Annotated in this window: 15 protein-coding genes; 14 read left to right on the forward strand and 1 reads right to left on the reverse strand. The window is 69.1% G+C overall.

What is annotated here, in order from left to right:
* Positions 1-50 precede the first annotated feature (50 nt).
* The 3 genes from ACZ4U1_RS07885 to ACZ4U1_RS07895 all read left to right on the forward strand — a co-directional run bounded on the left by ACZ4U1_RS07885 (position 51) and on the right by ACZ4U1_RS07895 (position 2,648).
* A complete protein-coding gene (locus ACZ4U1_RS07885; RefSeq protein WP_059249543.1) occupies positions 51-716 on the forward strand; it encodes an ATP-dependent Clp protease proteolytic subunit in 666 nt (221 codons plus the stop codon).
* 170 nt (positions 717-886) lie between these two features.
* Entirely contained in the window at positions 887-2,173 is a 1,287-nt protein-coding gene (gene clpX / locus ACZ4U1_RS07890; protein ID WP_059249542.1) for an ATP-dependent Clp protease ATP-binding subunit ClpX, read from the forward strand.
* Between the two features lie 190 nt (positions 2,174-2,363).
* Entirely contained in the window at positions 2,364-2,648 is a 285-nt protein-coding gene (locus ACZ4U1_RS07895; protein ID WP_467900931.1) for a hypothetical protein, read from the forward strand.
* Between the two features lie 87 nt (positions 2,649-2,735).
* On the opposite strand, the gene ACZ4U1_RS07900 is transcribed toward ACZ4U1_RS07895, so the two are convergent.
* Positions 2,736-3,692: a DUF1720 domain-containing protein gene (locus ACZ4U1_RS07900; protein WP_467900934.1), complete on the reverse strand. Its 957-nt coding sequence runs from the start codon at positions 3,690-3,692 to the stop codon at positions 2,736-2,738.
* Positions 3,693-4,466: 774 nt separating this feature from the next.
* On the opposite strand from ACZ4U1_RS07900, the gene ACZ4U1_RS07905 reads away from it, so the two are divergent.
* The 11 genes from ACZ4U1_RS07905 (at position 4,467) to ACZ4U1_RS07955 (ending at position 19,929) form a co-directional block, all read left to right on the forward strand.
* The gene (locus tag ACZ4U1_RS07905; RefSeq protein WP_467900937.1) at positions 4,467-7,091 is read left to right on the forward strand and encodes a valine--tRNA ligase; all 2,625 of its coding nucleotides are present in this window, start codon (positions 4,467-4,469) and stop codon (positions 7,089-7,091) included.
* A gap of 117 nt (positions 7,092-7,208) precedes the next feature.
* Positions 7,209-8,723 (forward strand): bifunctional tetrahydrofolate synthase/dihydrofolate synthase, encoded by a 1,515-nt coding sequence (folC, locus tag ACZ4U1_RS07910; protein ID WP_467900939.1) that lies wholly within the window; start codon positions 7,209-7,211, stop codon positions 8,721-8,723.
* Between the two features lie 9 nt (positions 8,724-8,732).
* The gene (locus tag ACZ4U1_RS07915; protein WP_467900941.1) at positions 8,733-9,095 is read left to right on the forward strand and encodes a DUF4233 domain-containing protein; all 363 of its coding nucleotides are present in this window, start codon (positions 8,733-8,735) and stop codon (positions 9,093-9,095) included.
* A gap of 65 nt (positions 9,096-9,160) precedes the next feature.
* Positions 9,161-9,574 carry a nucleoside-diphosphate kinase gene (gene ndk / locus ACZ4U1_RS07920; RefSeq protein ID WP_356153905.1) on the forward strand — a complete coding sequence of 138 codons (414 nt, stop codon included), beginning with the start codon at positions 9,161-9,163 and terminating at the stop codon, positions 9,572-9,574.
* A gap of 261 nt (positions 9,575-9,835) precedes the next feature.
* Positions 9,836-10,855 carry a rod shape-determining protein gene (locus ACZ4U1_RS07925; RefSeq protein ID WP_014672705.1) on the forward strand — a complete coding sequence of 340 codons (1,020 nt, stop codon included), beginning with the start codon at positions 9,836-9,838 and terminating at the stop codon, positions 10,853-10,855.
* Positions 10,856-11,019: 164 nt separating this feature from the next.
* Positions 11,020-11,958: a rod shape-determining protein MreC gene (gene mreC / locus ACZ4U1_RS07930; protein ID WP_467900944.1), complete on the forward strand. Its 939-nt coding sequence runs from the start codon at positions 11,020-11,022 to the stop codon at positions 11,956-11,958.
* Positions 11,959-11,971: 13 nt separating this feature from the next.
* Positions 11,972-12,649 (forward strand): rod shape-determining protein MreD, encoded by a 678-nt coding sequence (gene mreD, locus ACZ4U1_RS07935; RefSeq protein ID WP_467900947.1) that lies wholly within the window; start codon positions 11,972-11,974, stop codon positions 12,647-12,649.
* 131 nt (positions 12,650-12,780) lie between these two features.
* Positions 12,781-15,039: a penicillin-binding protein 2 gene (mrdA, locus tag ACZ4U1_RS07940; protein ID WP_467900949.1), complete on the forward strand. Its 2,259-nt coding sequence runs from the start codon at positions 12,781-12,783 to the stop codon at positions 15,037-15,039.
* On the forward strand, positions 15,036-16,232 hold the full coding sequence (rodA, locus tag ACZ4U1_RS07945; protein WP_467900952.1) for a rod shape-determining protein RodA: 1,197 nt from the start codon (positions 15,036-15,038) through the stop codon (positions 16,230-16,232). Before mrdA ends, rodA begins: the two co-directional genes overlap by 4 nt.
* A 130-nt stretch (positions 16,233-16,362) precedes the next feature.
* Positions 16,363-17,868: a CYTH and CHAD domain-containing protein gene (locus tag ACZ4U1_RS07950; protein WP_467900955.1), complete on the forward strand. Its 1,506-nt coding sequence runs from the start codon at positions 16,363-16,365 to the stop codon at positions 17,866-17,868.
* A gap of 99 nt (positions 17,869-17,967) precedes the next feature.
* Positions 17,968-19,929 carry a TIGR03960 family B12-binding radical SAM protein gene (locus ACZ4U1_RS07955; protein ID WP_467900959.1) on the forward strand — a complete coding sequence of 654 codons (1,962 nt, stop codon included), beginning with the start codon at positions 17,968-17,970 and terminating at the stop codon, positions 19,927-19,929.
* Positions 19,930-20,156 lie beyond the last annotated feature (227 nt).

Below are 20,156 nucleotides of genomic sequence, written 5' to 3' on the forward strand. Positions count from 1 at the left end.
CGCACCGCCGAGACACCAGCCCCCCGAACGCCACCAGGACGGTGAACCCCATGAGCAACTTCCCCGGCGCCGCCAGCGGCATGTACGAAGGGCCCCGCCCCGACAGCCGTTATGTCATCCCGCGCTTCGTCGAGCGCACCTCCCAGGGCATCCGCGAGTACGACCCGTACGCGAAGCTCTTCGAGGAGCGCGTGATCTTCCTGGGCGTCCAGATCGACGACGCCTCCGCCAACGACGTCATGGCGCAGCTGCTGTGCCTGGAGTCGATGGACCCGGACCGGGACATCTCGATCTACATCAACAGCCCCGGTGGCGACATGACCGCCCTCACGGCGATCTACGACACGATGCAGTTCGTGAAGCCCGACATCCAGACGGTCTGCATGGGCCAGGCGGCCTCCGCCGCGGCCATCCTGCTGGCCGCCGGCACCCCCGGCAAGCGCATGGCGCTGCCGAACTCCCGGGTGCTGATCCACCAGCCGGCCGGCTCCACCGGCCGCGGTCAGCTCTCCGACCTGGAGATCATCGCCAACGAGTTCACCCGGATGCGTGAGCAGCTGGAGAACATGCTGGCCAAGCACTCGAACCGGCCGATCGAGCAGGTCCGCGAGGACATCGAGCGCGACAAGATCCTCACGGCCGAGGAGGCGCTGGAGTACGGCCTCGTCGACCAGATCATCTCCACCCGCAAGCTGAACAACGCAGCGGTCCGCTGACGCGGAACGCGGCACTCTGAGCCCCTCTTGGCACGGTTCACGGCAAAGTGAACCCTGCCAAGGGGGGCCCGAACACCGGGCCCGGCAAGGTACCGTCGGACATAAGGCAGCACCAGGAGCCGCTGGACTCGTAACGTCCAGGCGTCTCCCAGGCGAAGGGGAAGCACACCGTGGCACGCATCGGTGACGGCGGCGATCTGCTCAAGTGCTCGTTCTGCGGCAAGAGCCAGAAGCAGGTCAAGAAGCTCATCGCAGGGCCCGGTGTGTACATCTGCGACGAGTGCATCGATCTCTGCAACGAGATCATCGAGGAGGAGCTGGCGGAGACCAGCGAGGTGCGCTGGGAGGAACTGCCCAAGCCCCGCGAGATCTACGAGTTCCTCGAGGGCTACGTGGTCGGCCAGGAGGCCGCCAAGAAGGCGCTCTCCGTCGCGGTGTACAACCACTACAAGCGGGTCCAGGCGGGCGAGAACGGCGGCGCGAACGGCCGGGACGACGCGATCGAGCTGGCGAAGTCCAACATCCTGCTGCTCGGCCCCACGGGCTCCGGCAAGACCCTCCTCGCGCAGACCCTGGCACGCATGCTGAACGTCCCGTTCGCGATCGCCGACGCCACGGCGCTGACCGAGGCGGGCTACGTCGGCGAGGACGTCGAGAACATCCTCCTGAAGCTCATCCAGGCGGCGGACTACGACGTCAAGAAAGCCGAAACGGGCATCATCTACATCGACGAGATCGACAAGGTCGCCCGCAAGAGCGAGAACCCGTCGATCACCCGTGACGTCTCGGGCGAGGGCGTCCAGCAGGCCCTGCTCAAGATCCTGGAAGGCACCACGGCCTCGGTCCCGCCCCAGGGCGGCCGCAAGCACCCCCACCAGGAATTCATCCAGATCGACACGACGAACGTCCTGTTCATCGTGGGCGGTGCCTTCGCCGGCCTGGAGAAGATCATCGAGGCGCGGGCCGGCGCGAAGGGCATCGGCTTCGGCGCCACGATCCTCTCCAAGCGCGAGCTGGAGGCCAAGGACGTCTTCGAGGACGTCATGCCGGAGGACCTGGTCAAGTTCGGCATGATCCCGGAGTTCATCGGCCGCCTCCCGGTGATCACCTCGGTCCACAACCTGGACCGCGAGGCGCTCCTCAAGATCCTGGTGGAACCCCGCAACGCCCTGGTGAAGCAGTACCAGCGCCTCTTCGAACTCGACGGCGTGGAGCTGGACTTCGAACGCGAGGCCCTCGAAGCCATCGCCGACCAGGCCATCCTCCGCCAGACCGGCGCCCGAGGCCTGCGCGCCATCATGGAGGAGGTCCTCCAGGGCGTGATGTACGAGGTCCCGTCCCGCAAGGACGTAGCCCGAGTCGTCATCACCGCCGACGTCGTCCTCTCCAACGTCAACCCGACCCTGATCCCGCGGGATGCGCGGGGACGGGGCTCGGGGGAGCAGAAGACGGCCTGAGCTATCTCGGCTTCGACGGGCAGGCACCCTGCGTTGGGTGCCTGCCCGTCGGCGTGTCGGACCAGTGCCAACAGGATCGAGTCATAGTCCCGGTGGTCACTGGAGCCCACCGCGTTCTCATGATCGGATGGGTCCGACCGAGTCGGGCGTACGTTCGAACGCCTGGCTGTGCAAAACGGGAGGACTCCGCATGACTTTCCAGAGGGCGAAGCGCATGGCGGCCGCAGCCGGTGTGGTGGTGGCGGCAGGCGCCCTGCCGATCCTCGTGGCCTCACCGGCAAGCGCTACACAGAGCGCCTGCACCAGCTATGTGGCCAACCATGGGTATTTCGCCGGGCCGAAGGTGAAGGCGGCCTGCAGCTACGGGGCGATCAACACGCCCTTCGGTCCCATGCCGAGCCCCGGTTGTGAACTGGGCCTGAGGAAACTCAACATCAAGGGCGAAGTTTCAACTCCCGCCTGCAGCCGTGCCTGACGGCACGGCTGACGTGCCAGAGGGGTGCCCGCTATGCGCTGACGGGCACCCCTCCGCGGGAAACGCCACGCAGGTCTCGTGCCCTGACTAGATCTTCTCTCGGACGTCGTTGCGGAGCTTGGTCGCAAGGTCTCCCAAGTCCTCGACCGAGCCGCCGTCGCCCGAGGCGATGGAAGCGACGCTGTAGGCGGAGACGAAGGCGACGGTGCTGTGGTCGGCCCAGATGCATACCGGCATCTTGATGGTCTCCGGGACACCCGACTCCGAGGCGGACGAGCTACTGCTGTCGATCTGGGCAACTTGGCACTTCATGATGCCGTTGGAGAACCCGGACGGGTGGACGGTCTCCGGGCTGCCGACCAGCTTCCCCTTGGTGTCGGAGTCGCTCTGGCTCTTCTCAGCCTCGGACTTGGCCTTGGCGAACATGGCGTCAACGACCGCTTCCGGGTCGTCGATGGTGCCGTACACGCCGCTGAAGGAGAGCCCCTTCTTGCTCAGGCCCGTACCGTTCTCGTAACCGGCGCTCACTTCGGTGGGGTTCTTCACCCCCCACTTCTCGAAGTCCGCGCGGTCGGAGTCGCTGATGTCGCTGTCGGACCCCGAGTCGTTGGACTTCTTGTAGGTGCCGTTGATCACCGAGCTCTTTGCTACCAACTTGTGCGGCCCGTCGTCGGCGATGTCGCTGCTGCCACTCCCGCCGAGCACGAAGTACGCGCCCACCGCCACCGCGGCCACCACCGCCACCGCGCCGATGATCAGACCGGTCTTCTTCTTCCCGCCGGCCGGCTGCGGCGCCTGCTGCATGCCGTACGGCTGCTGCTGGCCGTACCCGGGCTGCCCCGGCTGGCCGTAAGGACCCGGCTGCTGCGGCGCGCCCTGCTGCGGGTAGCCGTAGCCGGGCTGCGGCGGTTGGGGGGCGGCCTGCTGGGGGTAGCCGTAGCCGGGCTGCGGAGGCTGCGGTTGCTGGCCGTAGGGGCCCGGCTGGCCGTACGGCCCCGGCTGCTGCGGCGGCTGGCCGTACGGCCCCGGCTGGTTGTTGCTCATCTCTGGGGTTCCTCCCGTTGGATGTTTCTCGGACGGAATCCTTGCGGAAGGTGTAACCAGTCAAGTCGGCAGGGGTCGCATCGTTACGAAACATGCGCACGATGTGGCACGACGTCGTGGCGGCGCCAGCCAGTTTGCGATCCCCGCCGACTCAGTGAATCCCAGGGTCAGCCGGCGGGGTTGCTCTCCCCTTCTGTTATGCAGGCGGAGAGCATCGTGTCACCTTCGAACGCCGCGACCTGTTCCCATGCCCTGTATATGCCGCCCGGGTCGGAAGCCTTCGTGGACCAGCTGTCCGAGGTGTCTTCGCCTGCGTACAGGTGGTGCCAGCTCCAGGCATGGTTGGAGCCGTCTGCCCTCCGGGTCACCAGCCTGACCGCCACGTGGTGCCCGTCTGCCCGGGTGTCCTTCACCCAGAGGTCGACGTCGCTCAGCTCTGTCCTGCTCCTGAACGTAACGCTTCCTCCTCCTTGTGCTACGACGCGCGGAGCGGCGTGCTGAAGATCGAGAACCCCGCAGCTTCTCGGCGCTGCCGCGGCAGGGTGAGCGCTGAGAGTGCTGAGGATGAGAGCCGATGCGGCCAATCCCGCTGCGGTCGTCAACTGACGGCGCATGAAGGGAACTCCCTGCTGTTGTGATGTGATTTGAGCATGCCAACCTTACTGAATCTTCGAATCATCCACACGTTCGAAAGGTCGGTGTCGCCCTGCGCTCGTAGCTGGCGGGAGGAAACGGGTTTTCCGGCAGTGCCACGCCGCCCCTAAACTGACCCCCGTGACCGAGAACGCTCAGCAGCAGCCACCCGCGCCCGACACCGAACTGCCGACCCAGTACGCGCCGGCCGATGTAGAGGGGCCGCTGTACGAGCGCTGGGTAGAGCGGGGTTACTTCGAGGCGGACGCGAAGAGCGACAAGCCGCCGTACACCATCGTCATCCCGCCGCCGAACGTCACGGGCAGCCTGCATCTCGGGCACGCCTTCGAGCACACCCTCATCGACGCGCTGACCCGGCGCAAGCGCATGCAGGGCTACGAGACGCTGTGGCAGCCCGGCATGGACCACGCCGGCATCGCCACGCAGAACGTGGTCGAGAGGGAGCTGGGCAAGGAAGGCAAGTCGCGGCACGACCTGGGCCGTGAGGCCTTCGTCGAGCGTGTCTGGCAGTGGAAGGCCGAGTCCGGCGGGCAGATCTCCGGGCAGATGCGGCGCCTCGGTGACGGTGTCGCCTGGTCGCGTGAGCGGTTCACCATGGACGAGGGCCTGTCCAAGGCCGTCCAGACCATCTTCAAGAAGCTCTACGACGACGAGCTGATCTACCGCGCCGAGCGCATCATCAACTGGTGCCCGCGCTGTCTGACGGCGATCTCGGACATCGAGGTCGAGTACCAGGACGACGACGGCGAGCTGGTCTCCATGAAGTACGGCGAGGGGGACGACACCATCGTCGTCGCCACCACCCGTGCCGAGACGATGCTCGGTGACACCGCCGTCGCCGTCCACCCCGACGACGAGCGGTACAAGCACCTCGTCGGCAAGCTCATCAGGCTGCCGCTCACCGACCGCTCCATCCCGGTCGTCGCCGACACGCACGTCGACCCCGAGTTCGGCACCGGCGCCGTCAAGGTCACCCCGGCCCACGACCCGAACGACTTCGAGATCGGCCAGCGGCACGACCTGCCGTCCATCACGATCATGGACGAGCACGCCGTCATCACCGCCCACGGCCCCTTCCAGGGTCTGGACCGCCTGGAGGCCCGCTCCGCCATCGTCGCCGCGCTGCGCGCCGAGGGCCGGATCGTCGCCGAGAAGCGGCCGTACGTCCACTCCGTCGGCCACTGCTCGCGCTGCAAGACCACCATCGAGCCGCGCCTGTCCATGCAGTGGTGGGTCAAGGTCGGCCCGCTGGCCAAGGCCGCCGGCGACGCCGTCCGCGACGGCAAGGTCAAGATCCACCCGCAGGAGATGGAGAAGCGGTACTTCGACTGGGTCGACAACCTCCACGACTGGTGCATCTCGCGCCAGCTGTGGTGGGGCCACCGCATCCCGGTCTGGTACGGCCCGAACGGCGAGGTCGTCTGTGTCGGCCCCGACGAGGAGCCGCCCACCGGCGAGGGCTGGCACCAGGACACCGACGTCCTCGACACCTGGTTCTCCTCCGGCCTGTGGCCGTTCTCCACCCTCGGCTGGCCGGAGCAGACCGAGTCGCTCGCGAAGTTCTACCCGAACTCCGTCCTGGTCACCGGCTACGACATCCTCTTCTTCTGGGTCGCCCGGATGATGATGTTCGGCCTGTACGCGATGGACGGCACCCCGCCGTTCCACACCATCGCCCTGCACGGCATGGTCCGCGACCAGTTCGGCAAGAAGATGTCGAAGTCCTTCGGCAACGCGGTCAATCCGCTGGACTGGATGGACAAGTACGGCTCAGACGCCCTCCGCTTCACCCTGGCCCGCGGCGCCAACCCGGGCGTCGACGTGCCGATCGGCGAGGACTGGGTCCAGGGCTCCCGGAACTTCGCCAACAAGATCTGGAACGCGACCCGCTTCGCGCTGATGAACGGCGCGACGGTCGAGGGCCCGCTGCCGGACCCGTCGAAGATGTCGGCGACGGACCGCTGGATCCTCTCCCGCCTGAACTCGGTGGTCGCCGAGGTCGACGCGTACTACGACGACTTCCAGTTCGCCAAGCTCTCCGACGCCCTCTTCCACTTCGCGTGGGACGAGGTCTTCGACTGGTACGTCGAGCTGTCCAAGACGGTCTTCCAGGCGGGCGGCGAGCCGGCCGAGGTCTCCCAGCGCGTCCTCGGCGAGGTCCTGGACGTCACCCTCAAGCTCCTCCACCCGGTCGTCCCGTTCGTCACGGAGACCCTGTGGACCACGCTGACCGGCGGCGAGTCGATCGTCATCGCCGACTGGCCGACCGACAGCGGCTTCCGCGACGCGGCGGCCGAGCAGGAGATCTCCACGCTCCAGTCGGTCATCACCGAGGTCCGCCGCTTCCGCGCCGACCAGGGCCTCCAGCCCGGCCAGCGGGTCCCGGCCCGGCTGACCCTCGAGGGTACGGCCCTCGCCCCGCACGAGGCGGCCATCCGCCAGCTGCTCCGCCTCCAGCCCGAGGGCGACTCCTTCACGGCCACGGCGACCCTGCCGGTGGCGGGTGCCGAGGTGGCCCTCGACCTCTCCGGCACGATCGACGTCGCCGCGGAGCGCAAGCGCCTCGCGAAGGACCTCGCGGCGGCGGAGAAGGAGAAGGCCCAGGCCACGGCCAAGCTCGGCAACGAGGCCTTCCTCGCCAAGGCGCCGGACCACGTCGTGGACAAGATCCGCACGCGCCTGGCCAAGGCGGAGGAGGACATCGCCCGCATCCAGGCGCAGCTGGACCGGCTTCCGTCGGCATAGCCGCGCCCGCCCAGCGCGGCGAGCGGAAATCGCCCACAGCAACCGAAGGCCCCCGGAACTGCACAGCTCCGGGGGCCTTCGCCCACCTATGTCACTGCCGCTCCGTAGACTGGCCCCGTGAGCGACCACCCCGGCACCAGCGACACCCCCGACCCCCTCGACAGCTTCGAAGAGATCATCGAGGCCGAGACCACCCGTGACCCCGACCTCGCGGTGATCGAGGCCGGCAGCCGCACCCTGCGCACCCAGGGCGGCCCGCCGCAGGCCGACGTACCGGCCCGCCCCGAGGACCCCGAGGTCGACAAGGCCCTGCGCGAGGTCGAGGCGGAGCTGGCCACCCGCTGGGGCGAGACCAAGCTGGAGCCCTCGGTCAGCCGCATCGCGGCGCTGATGGACGTCCTCGGCGAGCCCCAGCGGTCGTACCCCTCGATCCACATCACGGGCACCAACGGCAAGACCTCCACCGCCCGCATGATCGAGGCCCTGCTCGGCGCCTTCGAGCTGCGCACCGGCCGCTACACGAGCCCGCACGTGCAGTCGATCACCGAGCGGATCAGCCTGGACGGCGCCCCGATCACCGCCGAGCGGTTCGTCGAGACGTACCAGGACATCAAGCCGTACGTCGAGATGGTCGACGGACAGCAGGAGTACCGGCTGTCCTTCTTCGAGGTGCTCACCGGCATGGCGTACGCCGCCTTCGCGGACGCGCCCGTGGACGTCGCCGTCGTGGAGGTCGGCATGGGCGGCTCCTGGGACGCCACCAACGTGATCGACGGTGATGTCGCCGTGGTCACCCCCATCGATCTCGACCACACCGACCGGCTCGGCGAGACGCCCGCGGAGATCGCCGGCGAGAAGAGCGGCATCATCAAGCAGGACGCGACCGTCATCCTGGCCCAGCAGCCGGTGGACGCGGCGCAGGTGCTGCTGAAGAAGGCCGTCGAGGTGGACGCCACGGTCGCCCGTGAGGGCCTGGAGTTCGGGGTCGTGGCCCGGCAGGTCGCCGTCGGCGGGCAGCTGCTCACGCTGCGCGGCCTCGGCGGCGAGTACCCCGAGGTGTACCTCCCGCTGCACGGCGCCCACCAGGCGCACAACGCGGCCGTCGCGCTCGCCGCCGTCGAGGCGTTCTTCGGGGTGGGCGCGCAGCGCGCGGAGCCGCTGGACATCGACACCGTGCGCAAGGCCTTCGCGGCCGTGTCGTCCCCGGGCCGGCTGGAGGTGGTACGGCGGTCTCCCACCGTCGTGCTGGACGCCGCGCACAACCCGGCCGGTGCCGAGGCCACCGCCGAGGCGGTGCGGGAGGCGTTCGACTTCACCCGGCTGATCGGGGTCGTCGGCGCGAGCGGGGACAAGAACGTGCGGGGCGTGCTGGAGGCCTTCGAGCCGATCTTCGCGGAGGTCGTCGTCACGCAGAACTCCAGCCACCGTGCCATGGACGCGGATGAGCTGGCCGCGATCGCCGTCGAGGTGTTCGGCGAGGAGCGGGTGCAGGTCGAGCCGCGGCTGCCGGACGCCCTGGAGGCCGCGATCACGCTGGCCGAGGAGGAGGGCGAGTTCGCGGGCGGCGGTGTGCTGGTGACCGGTTCTGTCATCACGGTCGGCGAGGCCCGGCTGCTGCTGGGGAAGGGCTGAGAGTCCAGGATGCGTACGCTCTGTGCATCGACCCTGATCGGCGAGTTCTTCGTCATCGGCTTCGCCGGGCTCGTCGCCATGAAGGACCCGGACCTGTCCACCTCGACGGTGTGGCTGGTCAGCGGTATCGCCATGCTGCTGTGCGTGCTGCTGTGCGGCATGGTGACCCGGCCCGGCGGGGTGGCCCTCGGCTGGGCCCTGCAGATCGCCCTGATCGCCTCCGGTGTGTTCGTCCCGACCATGTACTTCATGGGCGCTGTGTTCGCCGCGCTGTGGTGGGCGTCGGTGCACTTCGGGAGAAAGGTGGACGAGGCGAAGGCGAGATTCGCGGCCCAGGCCCAGTCCGGTTCCTCCACGGCTGACGCTGCGTAACAGGCGCCCCGACACGCCCTGTAACCTCGTCCCACCGCACCCGCAAGTCGTGTAAGGAGCCCCTCGTGAGCCAGCGCACCCTCGTCCTCCTCAAGCCCGACGCCGTCCGTCGAGGCCTGACCGGCGAGATCATCAGCCGTATCGAGCGCAAGGCCGGCTGGCAGATCACCGCGCTGGAGCTGCGCACCCTGGACCAGGACACGCTGGAGCAGCACTACGGCGAGCACAAGGGCAAGCCGTTCTACGAGCCGCTGGTCGAGTTCATGTCCTCGGGTCCGGTCGTGGCGATGATCGTGGAGGGCGAGCGGGTGATCGAGGGGCTGCGCCAGCTGGCCGGTCCGACCGACCCGATCGCCGCCGCGCCCGGTTCGATCCGGGGTGACTACGGCGTGATCGTCCGCGAGAACCTGATCCACGCCTCCGACTCCGAGGAGTCCGCCGAGCGCGAGGTGAAGATCTTCTTCCCGGGGCGTGCGTGACGTCTGCGGCAGCCGCTGAAAGGTCCGGGCCGGTCCCGGGCCTTTCTGGCATAGTCCGGGCATTTGAGGGAACGAGCGCCCCCGAACGCCCGTCTCCACAAGCGGGGCGGCACGCCATCTGGTGACAATGGCGGAGACCCTCGCGCAGTGTTCGTGCAGGCGCGTTTACGATGGAAGCCTTCACGTCACAGCACCCGCCTCGCCGACCTGACATGCCCTCAAAAGCGCAGGAAGGCCAGATGAATCCGGATGGGGAACTCAATGTCGTTCATCGGCCGTGACATGGCTGTCGACCTCGGGACCGCCAACACGCTGGTGTACGTCAGGGGTCGCGGAATCGTACTGAACGAGCCGTCCGTCGTGGCGATCAACACCAACACGGGTGGGATCCTCGCGGTCGGTGCCGAAGCGAAGAAGATGATCGGCCGGACGCCGGGCAATATCGTGGCCGTCCGTCCGCTGAAGGACGGCGTGATCGCCGACTTCGAGATCACCGAGCGGATGCTCCGCTACTTCATCCTGAAGATCCACAAGCGGCGCTATCTGGCCCGGCCGCGGGTCGTCGTCTGTGTGCCCTCGGGCATCACGGGCGTCGAGCGCCGCGCGGTCATCGAGGCGTCCTCCCAGGCGGGCGCCCGCCAGGTGCACATCATCGAGGAGCCGATGGCGGCCGCCATCGGTTCCGGTCTGCCGGTCCACGAGGCGACGGGCAACATGGTGGTGGACATCGGCGGCGGCACCACGGAGGTCGCGGTCATCTCGCTCGGCGGCATCGTCACCGCCCAGTCCATCCGCGTCGCCGGCGACGAGCTGGACAACGCGATCATCCAGTACATCAAGAAGGAGTACAGCCTCCTGCTGGGTGAGCGGACCGCGGAACAGATCAAGATTACGATCGGTTCGGCGTACGACCTCGACACCGACGAGCACACCGAAGTCCGCGGCCGGGACCTGGTGTCCGGGCTGCCGAAGACCGTCGTCATCTCGGCGGCCGAGGTCCGCAAGGCGATCGAGGAGCCGGTCAACGCGATCGTGGACGCGGTGAAGACCACCCTCGACAAGTGCCCGCCGGAGCTGTCCGGCGACATCATGGACCGAGGAATCGTTCTGACCGGCGGCGGAGCCCTGTTGCGCGGGCTCGACGAGCGGCTGCGACGGGAGACCGGCATGCCGATCCACATCGCCGAGGATCCGCTGGACAGTGTCGCGCTCGGTTCCGGGAAGTGCGTCGAGGAGTTCGAGGCGTTGCAGCAGGTTCTGGACGCCCAGCCGCGCAGATGACGCAACTCTTCGATTCCGCCGTACGAGACGTTCTCCTCTCGTGCGGCGGATCGTTGATATAGAGGCATAAGCTCCCCCAACGGGCCTCTTGGTTCTGCGCCGCACCATTCGCGTTTTCCAGGGCCCGACGAATTCCTACTTGAGGAAGGGCACGGCCGCCGCACGTGAGGGACACGAAAGAGAGCCGGCTGCTCCTGGTCCTGCTGGTCGCCATTGCGTTCGCGCTGATCACGGTGGACATCCGGGGAGGCCGGAACTCCCCGGTCGACGGTGCCCGGCACGCCGCCGCGGCGGCGTTCGGCCCGGTCGAGAACGGGCTGTCCTCCGCGGTCGACCCGGTCGCGGACGCCGTCTCCGCGATCCGTGACTCCGGAAGCCGGCACGACCGGCTCGCCACGCTGGAGAAGGAGAACGCGGCTCTCAAGGCCAAGCTCGGCAGCGACGACCGCAACCGCAGCCGCCTCAAGCAGCTCGACAAGGTGCTGAGGATCGCCGGCGAGGGGCAGTACGGCATCAAGGGCGCCCAGGTCATCGCCATCGGCTCGGCCCAGGGCTTCTCCTGGACCATCACCATCGACGTCGGCGCCGACGACGGCATCAAGCGGGACATGACCGTGCTGAACGGGGACGGCCTGGTCGGCCGGGTCACCACCGTCGGCCCCAGCACCTCCACCGTGCTGCTCGCCAACGACCCGGACTTCACCGTAGGCACCCGTATGGAGGCAGGCGACGAACTCGGCTTCGCCTCCGGGCAGGGCGACCGCCCGCTGCGCGTGGAACTGCTCAACGGCAAGGCGGAGGTGAAGAAGGGCGACCGGCTCGTCACGTTCGGCTCGCAGGCCGACAAGCCGTTCGTGCCCGGTGTCCCGGTCGGTGTCGTCTCCCGGGTCGACCCCTCCGGCGGCGGCCTGACCCGCACCCTCTACGTCACCCCGTACGTCAGCTTCACCAAGCTCGACATCGTCGGCGTGGTCGTCCAGGCGCCCAAGAAGGACCCGCGGGACACCGTGCTCCCGGCCAAGCCGAAACCGGTCCCGACGCCGACGGTGACCGTGACGGTCACCCCGTCGGCCGACGCCCCCGACTCAGACGAGCAGCAGTAGGAGCTCAATCCCCATGCGTTTCAACCGGATCCTGCTCTCCACCGCGCTGGTCGTCGTGGCCCTGGTCATCCAGGTGAGCGTCCTCGCCCGGCTGCACCTGCCGGGCGCCGTCCCCGACCTGCTGCTGCTCACCGTCCTCGGTCTGGCGATGGTGTACGGCCATGTGGGCGGCTCCCTGGTCGGTTTCGGCGCCGGTCTGCTCGCCGACCTGGCACCGCCCGCCGACCACGCGGCCGGCCGGTACGCGTTGGTGCTGTGCGTCATCGGCTATCTCGCCGGGCTCATCAAGCCGGAGAACGGCCGGCTGAAGTCGGCGACCGGTCCCATGGCCGTCGTGGTGGCCGCCGCCCTCGGCTCCACCCTGCTCTACGCCGGGGTCGGCGCGCTGGTCGGTGACACCGCCGCCCGCCATGTGGGCCTGCCCGGGCTGCTGTTCTCGGCCGCCCTGTACGACCTGCTGCTCGCCCCGTTCGTGGTGCCCGGCGTGATGTGGCTGGCCCGCCGCGCCGACAACGACCCGCTCACCGAGTCCGGTCCCGCGGCCAAGGCCGGGGACATCTCCTCCGGCTGGCTCTCCTCCGGCACCGGCCTGCGCATCGGCAGCCAGCGCGGCGGCCTCGGCGCGCTGAAGGCCAAGGCCCGCACCCGCTCCGCGCGGGTCGGCCGCATCAAGGGGGTCAAGCGGCTGTGAGCGGCGGTCACTTCAACCCCGGTGAGTTCACTCGAACGGGTCGGCTTTCGCGGAACGCGGGTTCACAGGCCGGTCGTTCATCATTCGCACACGTTCTCGTACACGCGCACTGAGAGGGGGAGACAGCCGCAGTGACCAACATCCCCGAGACCGGTCGGACCCCACGTGTCCAGACCCGGCTCGTCGTGATCCAGATCCTGGTCCTCTCCCTTCTCGGCACGCTCGGCGGCCGGTTGTGGTACCTGCAGATCCGTGAGGGCGCCGAGTACCAGAAGGAAGCCTCCGGGAACCACGTCCAGCAGGTGGTCGACCCCGCCGTGCGCGGCGACATCCTGGACGCCCGCGGTGTGCCCCTCGCGGACAACGAGACCCGCCTGGTGGTCTCCGCCTCCCGCACCGACCTGCTGAAGCAGAAGGACGACGGCAAGGCCGTCCTCACCAAGCTGGCCGGTGTCCTCGGCATGAGCCCCGAGGAGGTCATGCAGAAGGTCCGGCTGTGCGACGCCAAGACCCCCCAGCCCTGCTGGAACGGCTCGCCGTACCAGCCGATCCCCATCACCGACGAGGCCACCGCCAAGCAGGCCCTGCAGATCCGCGAGCGCTCCGAGGACTTCCCCGGCATCACCGCCGAGCCCGAGGCCGTCCGCCGCTACCCGGGCCCCGGCAAGTCCAACACCGCGCAGGTGCTCGGCTATCTCTCGCCCGTCACCGACGCCGAGATCCAGAAGGCCAAGGACACCGACTCGCCGTACCTGCGCTCGGACATGGTCGGCCGCTCCGGCCTGGAGCGGACCTACGACAAGGTGCTGCGCGGCAAGGCCGGCGTCACCCGCTACGAGGTCGACAACCTCGGCCGGGTCATCGGCAAGGCCAAGTCGGACGCGGCGGAGCCCGGTTCGAACCTGGTCACCAGCATCGACTCCCGGGTCCAGCGGGTCGCGGAGTACGAACTGGACAAGGCGATGAAGGCCGCCCGCCAGCAGTTCGACAAGATCACCGGCACCAACTACAAGGCCGACTCCGGCGCCGTCGTCGTGATGGAGGCCAAGACCGGCCGGATCGTCGCCATGGCCTCCGCGCCGACGTACGACCCGAACGTCTGGGTCGGCGGCATCTCCGCCAAGGACTACAAGGCCCTCACCGGCAAGGACTCCGACTACCCCCTGCTCAACCGGGCCATACAGGGCCAGGCCGCACCCGGCTCCACCTTCAAGGTGGTCTCCACGGCCGCCGCGGTCGAGGCCGGCTACGCCTTCGACGGCCGCTACCCCTGCACCAGCTCCTACTCGGTGGGCGGCCAGGTCTTCAAGAACTTCGAGGGCGAGAGCTTCGGCCCGATCCCGCTGGGCCGCGCCCTGGAGGTCTCCTGCGACACCGTCTTCTACTACCTGGCCGACAAGGAGTGGAAGAAGGACGGCGGCATCAACCCCAAGAAGGGCCAGCCGAAGGACTACTTCTACAAGGCCGCCCACCAGTTCGGCCTCGGCAGCGAGACCGGCATCGACCTGCCCAACGAGGTCACCGGCCGCGTCCCCGACCGCCAGTGGAAGCTGAACTACTGGAAGGCCAACAAGGACGCCTGGTGCAAGACCGGCAAGAAGGACGGTTCCTACGTCGAGAAGATCGCCTACGAGAACTGCCTCGAAGGCAACAAGATGCGCGAGGGTGACTCGATCAACTACTCCATCGGCCAGGGCGACACCCTCGTCACGCCGATCCAGGAGGCCGTGATCTACGGCGCCGTCGCCAACGGCGGCACCATGTACCAGCCGACCATCGGCAAGGCGATCATCAGCGCCGACGGCAAGACCGTGCAGGAGATCAAGCCCAAGAAGAAGGGCAGACTGCCGGTCAGCCAGGCCACCCTCAAGGGCATGAACGACGCCTTCGCGGGCGTCATCACCCGCGGTACGGCGGCCTGGAAGTTCGGCGGCTGGCCCCAGGACCAGATCCCGCTGCACGCCAAGACCGGTACGGCGGAGGTCTACGGCAAGCAGACCACGTCCTGGCTGGCCACCTACTCCGAGGACTACACGGTGATCATGACGATCGCCCAGGCCGGTACGGGTTCCGGCGCCTCCGGTGAGGCCGTGCGCAACATCTACAGCGCGCTCTACGGCGTCCAGGGCGACGGCTCCGTCGACCACAAGAAGGCGCTGCTGCCCGAGCCGCAGAAGGGCCTGCCCAAGGTCCGCACCGACGGCACCATCGCCGCCCCCAAGGTCACCGGCGACCCGGCCAAGGACGCCGAGGCCGCCCAGAAGAACAACCCCACCAACGGCGACGACGAGCAGCCCGCGGGCACCACGCCCTCGCCCGGCACGGGCAACCGCGACACCCGCCGGCGCCGCAAGCACCGTGCGCGCGGAAGCCGGAGGATGTCCTCATGACCGGCGCGAACAGCTTCTCCGTCTCCGGGTACGGCCCCGAGCGGGCCGGCTGGACCAGGATCTTCGCCCGCGACTCGCTCACCCGCCGGCTGGACTGGCCGATCCTGCTCGCGGCCACCGCCCTGTCCCTGCTGGGCTCCCTGCTGGTGTACTCGGCGACCCGCAACCGCACCGAGCTGAACCAGGGCGACCCGTACTTCTTCCTGGTCCGGCACCTGATGAACCTCGGCATCGGGATCGCCCTGATGATCGGCACGATCTGGCTCGGCCACCGCGCCCTGCGCAACGCCGTGCCGATCCTCTACGGCCTGTCGGTGCTCCTCGCCCTGGTGGTCCTCACCCCGCTCGGCGCGACCATCAACGGCCAGCGCAACTGGCTGGTCATCGGCGGCTTCTCGCTCCAGCCCGCCGAGTTCCTCAAGGTCACGATCATCCTCGGCATGGCCATGATGCTGGCCGCGCGGGTGGACGCGGGCGACAAGCCGTACCCCGACCACCGGACGGTGTTCCAGTCCCTGTGCCTGGCCGCCGTACCGATCCTCATCCTGCTGCTCATGCCCGACCTCGGCTCGGTCCTGGCCATGGTCGCGATCATCCTGGGCGTGCTGCTGGCCTCCGGCGCCTCCAACCGCTGGGTCTTCGGCCTGCTCACCGCCGGCGTCATCGGCTGCATCGCGATCTGGCAGCTGCACATCCTGGACGAGTACCAGATCAACCGGTTCGCGGCCTTCGCCAACCCGGACCTGGACCCCGCCGGCGTCGGCTACAACACCAACCAGGCCCGCATCGCCATCGGCTCCGGCGGGCTCACCGGGGCCGGGCTCTTCCACGGCTCGCAGACCACCGGCCAGTTCGTACCCGAGCAGCAGACCGACTTCGTGTTCACGGTCGCGGGGGAGGAGCTGGGCTTCGTCGGCGCGGGCTTCATCGTCTTCCTGCTCGGCGTCGTCCTGTGGCGGGCCTGCCGGATAGCACGTGACTCGACCGAGCTGTACGGGACGACGGTCGCCGCCGGGATCGTCGCCTGGTTCGCCTTCCAGTCCTTCGAGAACATCGGCATGACCCTCGGCATCATGCCGGTCACGGGCCTGCCCCTGCCGTTCGTGTCGTACGGCGGCTCCTCGATGTTCGCGGTGTGGGTGGCGATCGGACTGCTGCAGTCGATCAAGGTGCAGCGGCCCATGTCGGCCTAGCCCTCCGGCGGTTCGGCCCGGGGCCGGCCCCCGAACGCCGGCTCCCCGAACGCCGGACCGCCGGGGAGCCGGACCGCCGGGAGGATGTGGCCCTCTGCCGTATCGGTCCCCGGCGCACTAGATTCGGCGCATGGCGGACGCGAAACGCGAGATCGAGCGCAAGTACGAATCCGACGACAGCGGGCTGCCCGACCTGACCGGCGTCGGCGGGGTGGCGGCCGTCCTCGACAAGGGTCTGGTCGACCTGGACGCCACGTACTACGACACCGCCGACGAACGCCTGGCCGCGGACTCGCTCACCCTGCGCCGCCGCACCGGCGGCTCGGACGCCGGCTGGCACCTGAAGTTCCCCGTCGCCCCCGGAGTCCGCGACGAGATCCGGGCCCCGCTCTCCGACACCGTCCCCGAGGAGATCGCCGCCCTCGTCCGCTCCCGCGTCCGGGAGGCCGAGCTGGTCCCGCTGGTCCGGCTGCGCTCCGCCCGCGATGTGCGGCACCTGCTCGACGCCGAGGGCACCCTGCTGGCCGAGGCGAGCCTCGACACGGTGACCGCCGAGCGGCTCACCGGCAAGCGCCGGACCGCCCAGTGGACCGAGATCGAGGTGGAACTGGCCGACGGCGGCGACCCGGCCCTCCTCGACCGGCTGGAGAAACGGCTGCGCAGGTCCGGTGTACGCCCCGCCGGCTCGCCGTCGAAACTGGCCCGCGCCCTGGAGCTGACCGGCGGCGGCCGACGCCCGCGCGGGAAGGCCGGGCCCCCGCCGCCGGTGACCGCCGGCGAGCACGTCCTCGCCTACCTCCGCGCCCAGCGGGACACCCTGGTCGAGCTGGACCCCGCCGTCCGCCGCGGCCTCCCCGACTCCGTGCACCGCATGCGGGTCGCCACCCGCCGCGCCCGCAGCACCCTGCGCACCTTCGGCACCCTCCTGGACCGCGCCGTCACCGACCCCGTCGGCGCCGAGCTGCAATGGCTCGCCGGCGAGCTGGGCGTCGACCGCGACCAGGAGGTACTGGCGGACCGCCTGACCACCGCCCTCGATGCACTCCCGCCCGCCCTGGTCACCGGCCCCGTCACCGAACGCCTCACCGCCTGGGCCCGGGCCCGGCACACCGGCGCCCACGCCCATCTGACCGGCGTCCTGGACTCCCGCCGCTATCTGACCCTGCTCGACACCCTGGACGCCCTGCTCACGGACCCGCCGCTGCGCAAGGCGGCCGGCCGGAAGCCGCAGAAGGCGCTCACCAAGGCCGTACGCAAGGACGTAAGGAAACTCACGGCCGTCATGGAGCACGCGCTGAGCCTCCCACCGGGCAAGGACCGCGACCTCGCCCTGCACGAGGCCCGCAAGAACGCCAAGCGCACCCGCTACGCCGCCGAGGCCGCCACCGCGGCCCTGGGCGCCCCCGCCCGCTCCCTCACCAAGTCCATGAAGTCCCTGACCACCCTCCTCGGCGACCACCAGGACAGCGTCATGGCCCGCCGGACCCTCCGAGAGCTGGCCGCGGTGGCCGACGCGGCCGGTGAGAGCACGTTCACGTACGGCCTGCTGTACGGCAGGGAGGAGGCCAGCGCCGCGGCGACGGAGGCGGAGCTGCCCGGCCGCTGGACGCAGATCAGGGCCCGGGCGACCGGCTGAGCGTTCGGGTGAGCCCTCCGGCCGGGTTACGCTAGATGGTCACCCGCCCCCAGCCTCCGGCCGGGGGGTCCCCCCAGTCAGCTCATGAAGGTTCGCGAGATGCCTGTCGAGTCGGTTTTCCCGCAGCTCGAAGCTCTGCTCCCGCACGTGCAGAAGCCGATCCAGTACGTCGGAGGGGAGCTCAACTCCACGGTCAAGCCGTGGGACGAGTGCGACGTCCGCTGGGCGCTCATGTACCCGGACGCGTACGAGGTGGGTCTGCCCAACCAGGGCGTCATGATCCTCTACGAGGTCCTCAACGAGCAGCAGGGCGTCCTCGCCGAGCGCACCTACAGCGTGTGGCCGGACCTCGAGGCGCTGATGCGGGAGCACGGCGTCCCGCAGTTCACGGTGGACAGCCACCGCCCGGTGAAGGCCTTCGACGTGTTCGGCCTCAGCTTCTCCACGGAGCTGGGCTACACGAACATGCTCACCGCCCTGGACCTGGCCGGTATCCCGCTGGAGTCCAAGGACCGCACCGACGACGACCCGATCGTCCTGGCCGGCGGCCACGCGGCCTTCAACCCGGAGCCGATCGCCGACTTCATCGACGCGGCCGTGATCGGCGACGGCGAGCAGGCCGTCCTGGACATGACCCGGATCATCCGCGAGTGGAAGGCCGAGGGCCGCCCCGGCGGCCGCGAAGAGGTCCTCTTCCGTCTCGCGAAGACCGGCGGCGTCTACATCCCGGCGTTCTACGACGTCGAGTACCTCCCCGACGGCCGTATCGCCCGCGTGGTCCCGAACAAGTCGGGCGTCCCGTGGCGTGTGTCCAAGCACACGGTCATGGACCTGGACGAGTGGCCGTACCCCAAGCAGCCCCTCGTCCCGCTGGCCGAGACGGTCCACGAGCGCATGTCGGTGGAGATCTTCCGCGGCTGCACCCGCGGCTGCCGCTTCTGCCAGGCCGGCATGATCACCCGCCCGGTCCGTGAGCGCTCCATCACGGGCATCGGGGAGATGGTGGACAAGGGCCTGAAGGCGACGGGCTTCGAGGAGGTGGGCCTGCTGTCCCTTTCCTCGGCGGATCACTCGGAGATCGGCGACATCGCCAAGGGCCTGGCGGACCGCTACGAGGACGACAAGATCGGCCTCTCCCTCCCGTCCACCCGCGTCGACGCCTTCAACATCGACCTGGCCAACGAACTGACGCGCAACGGTCGCCGCTCGGGCCTCACCTTCGCCCCCGAGGGCGGTTCGGAGCGCATCCGCAAGGTCATCAACAAGATGGTCTCCGAGGAGGACCTGATCCGCACGGTCGCCACCGCCTACGGCAACGGCTGGCGCCAGGTGAAGCTGTACTTCATGTGCGGCCTGCCCACGGAGACCGACGACGACGTCCTCCAGATCGCCGACATGGCGACGAGGGTGATCGCCAAGGGCCGCGAGGTCTCCGGCTCGAACGACATCCGCTGCACGGTCTCGATCGGCGGCTTCGTCCCCAAGCCCCACACCCCCTTCCAGTGGGCCCCGCAGCTCTCGGCGGAGGAGACGGACGCCCGCCTGGCGAAGCTCCGCGACAAGATCCGCGGCGACAAGAAGTACGGCCGCTCCATCGGCTTCCGCTACCACGACGGCAAGCCCGGCATCGTGGAAGGCCTCCTGTCCCGGGGCGACCGCCGCATCGGCGCCGTCATCCGCGCGGTCTACGACGACGGCGGCCGCTTCGACGGCTGGCGCGAGCACTTCTCCTACGACCGCTGGATGGCCTGCGCGGAAAAGGCGCTGGCCCCCTTCGGCGTGGACGTCGACTGGTACACCACCCGCGAGCGCACCTACGAGGAGGTCCTCCCCTGGGACCACCTCGACTCCGGCCTGGACAAGGACTGGCTCTGGGAGGACTGGCAGGACGCCCTCGACGAAACCGAGGTCGAGGACTGCCGCTGGACCCCGTGCTTCGACTGCGGCGTCTGCCCGCAGATGGACACCCACATCCAGATCGGCCCCACCGGCAAGAAGCTCCTCCCGCTGACGGTCAAGAACGCGGGTCCGGCGCCGGCCGCGAGCGGGCACGTGCACTGAGGTGAGTGCGTGGCCTCTGAGCCCCTTCCCGTCTGGGAGGGGGCTCGTTGGCGTATGGGTTCGTGCATCCGTGCTGATGGTGTGCAGCGGGCGGTGGTGTCCCGGATGTCCGGTGTGCGGCGAGTTGTCTTGCCTGTCCCATGGGCCGTTGCTAGGCCTTGGGCACTCGACTCTCCAGGGAGCACGCTGTGCATCAAGAGCCCCGTCTTCCCGTTCCTCCGCGTTCA

This window comes from Streptomyces sp. NPDC028928, from assembly GCF_055564915.1.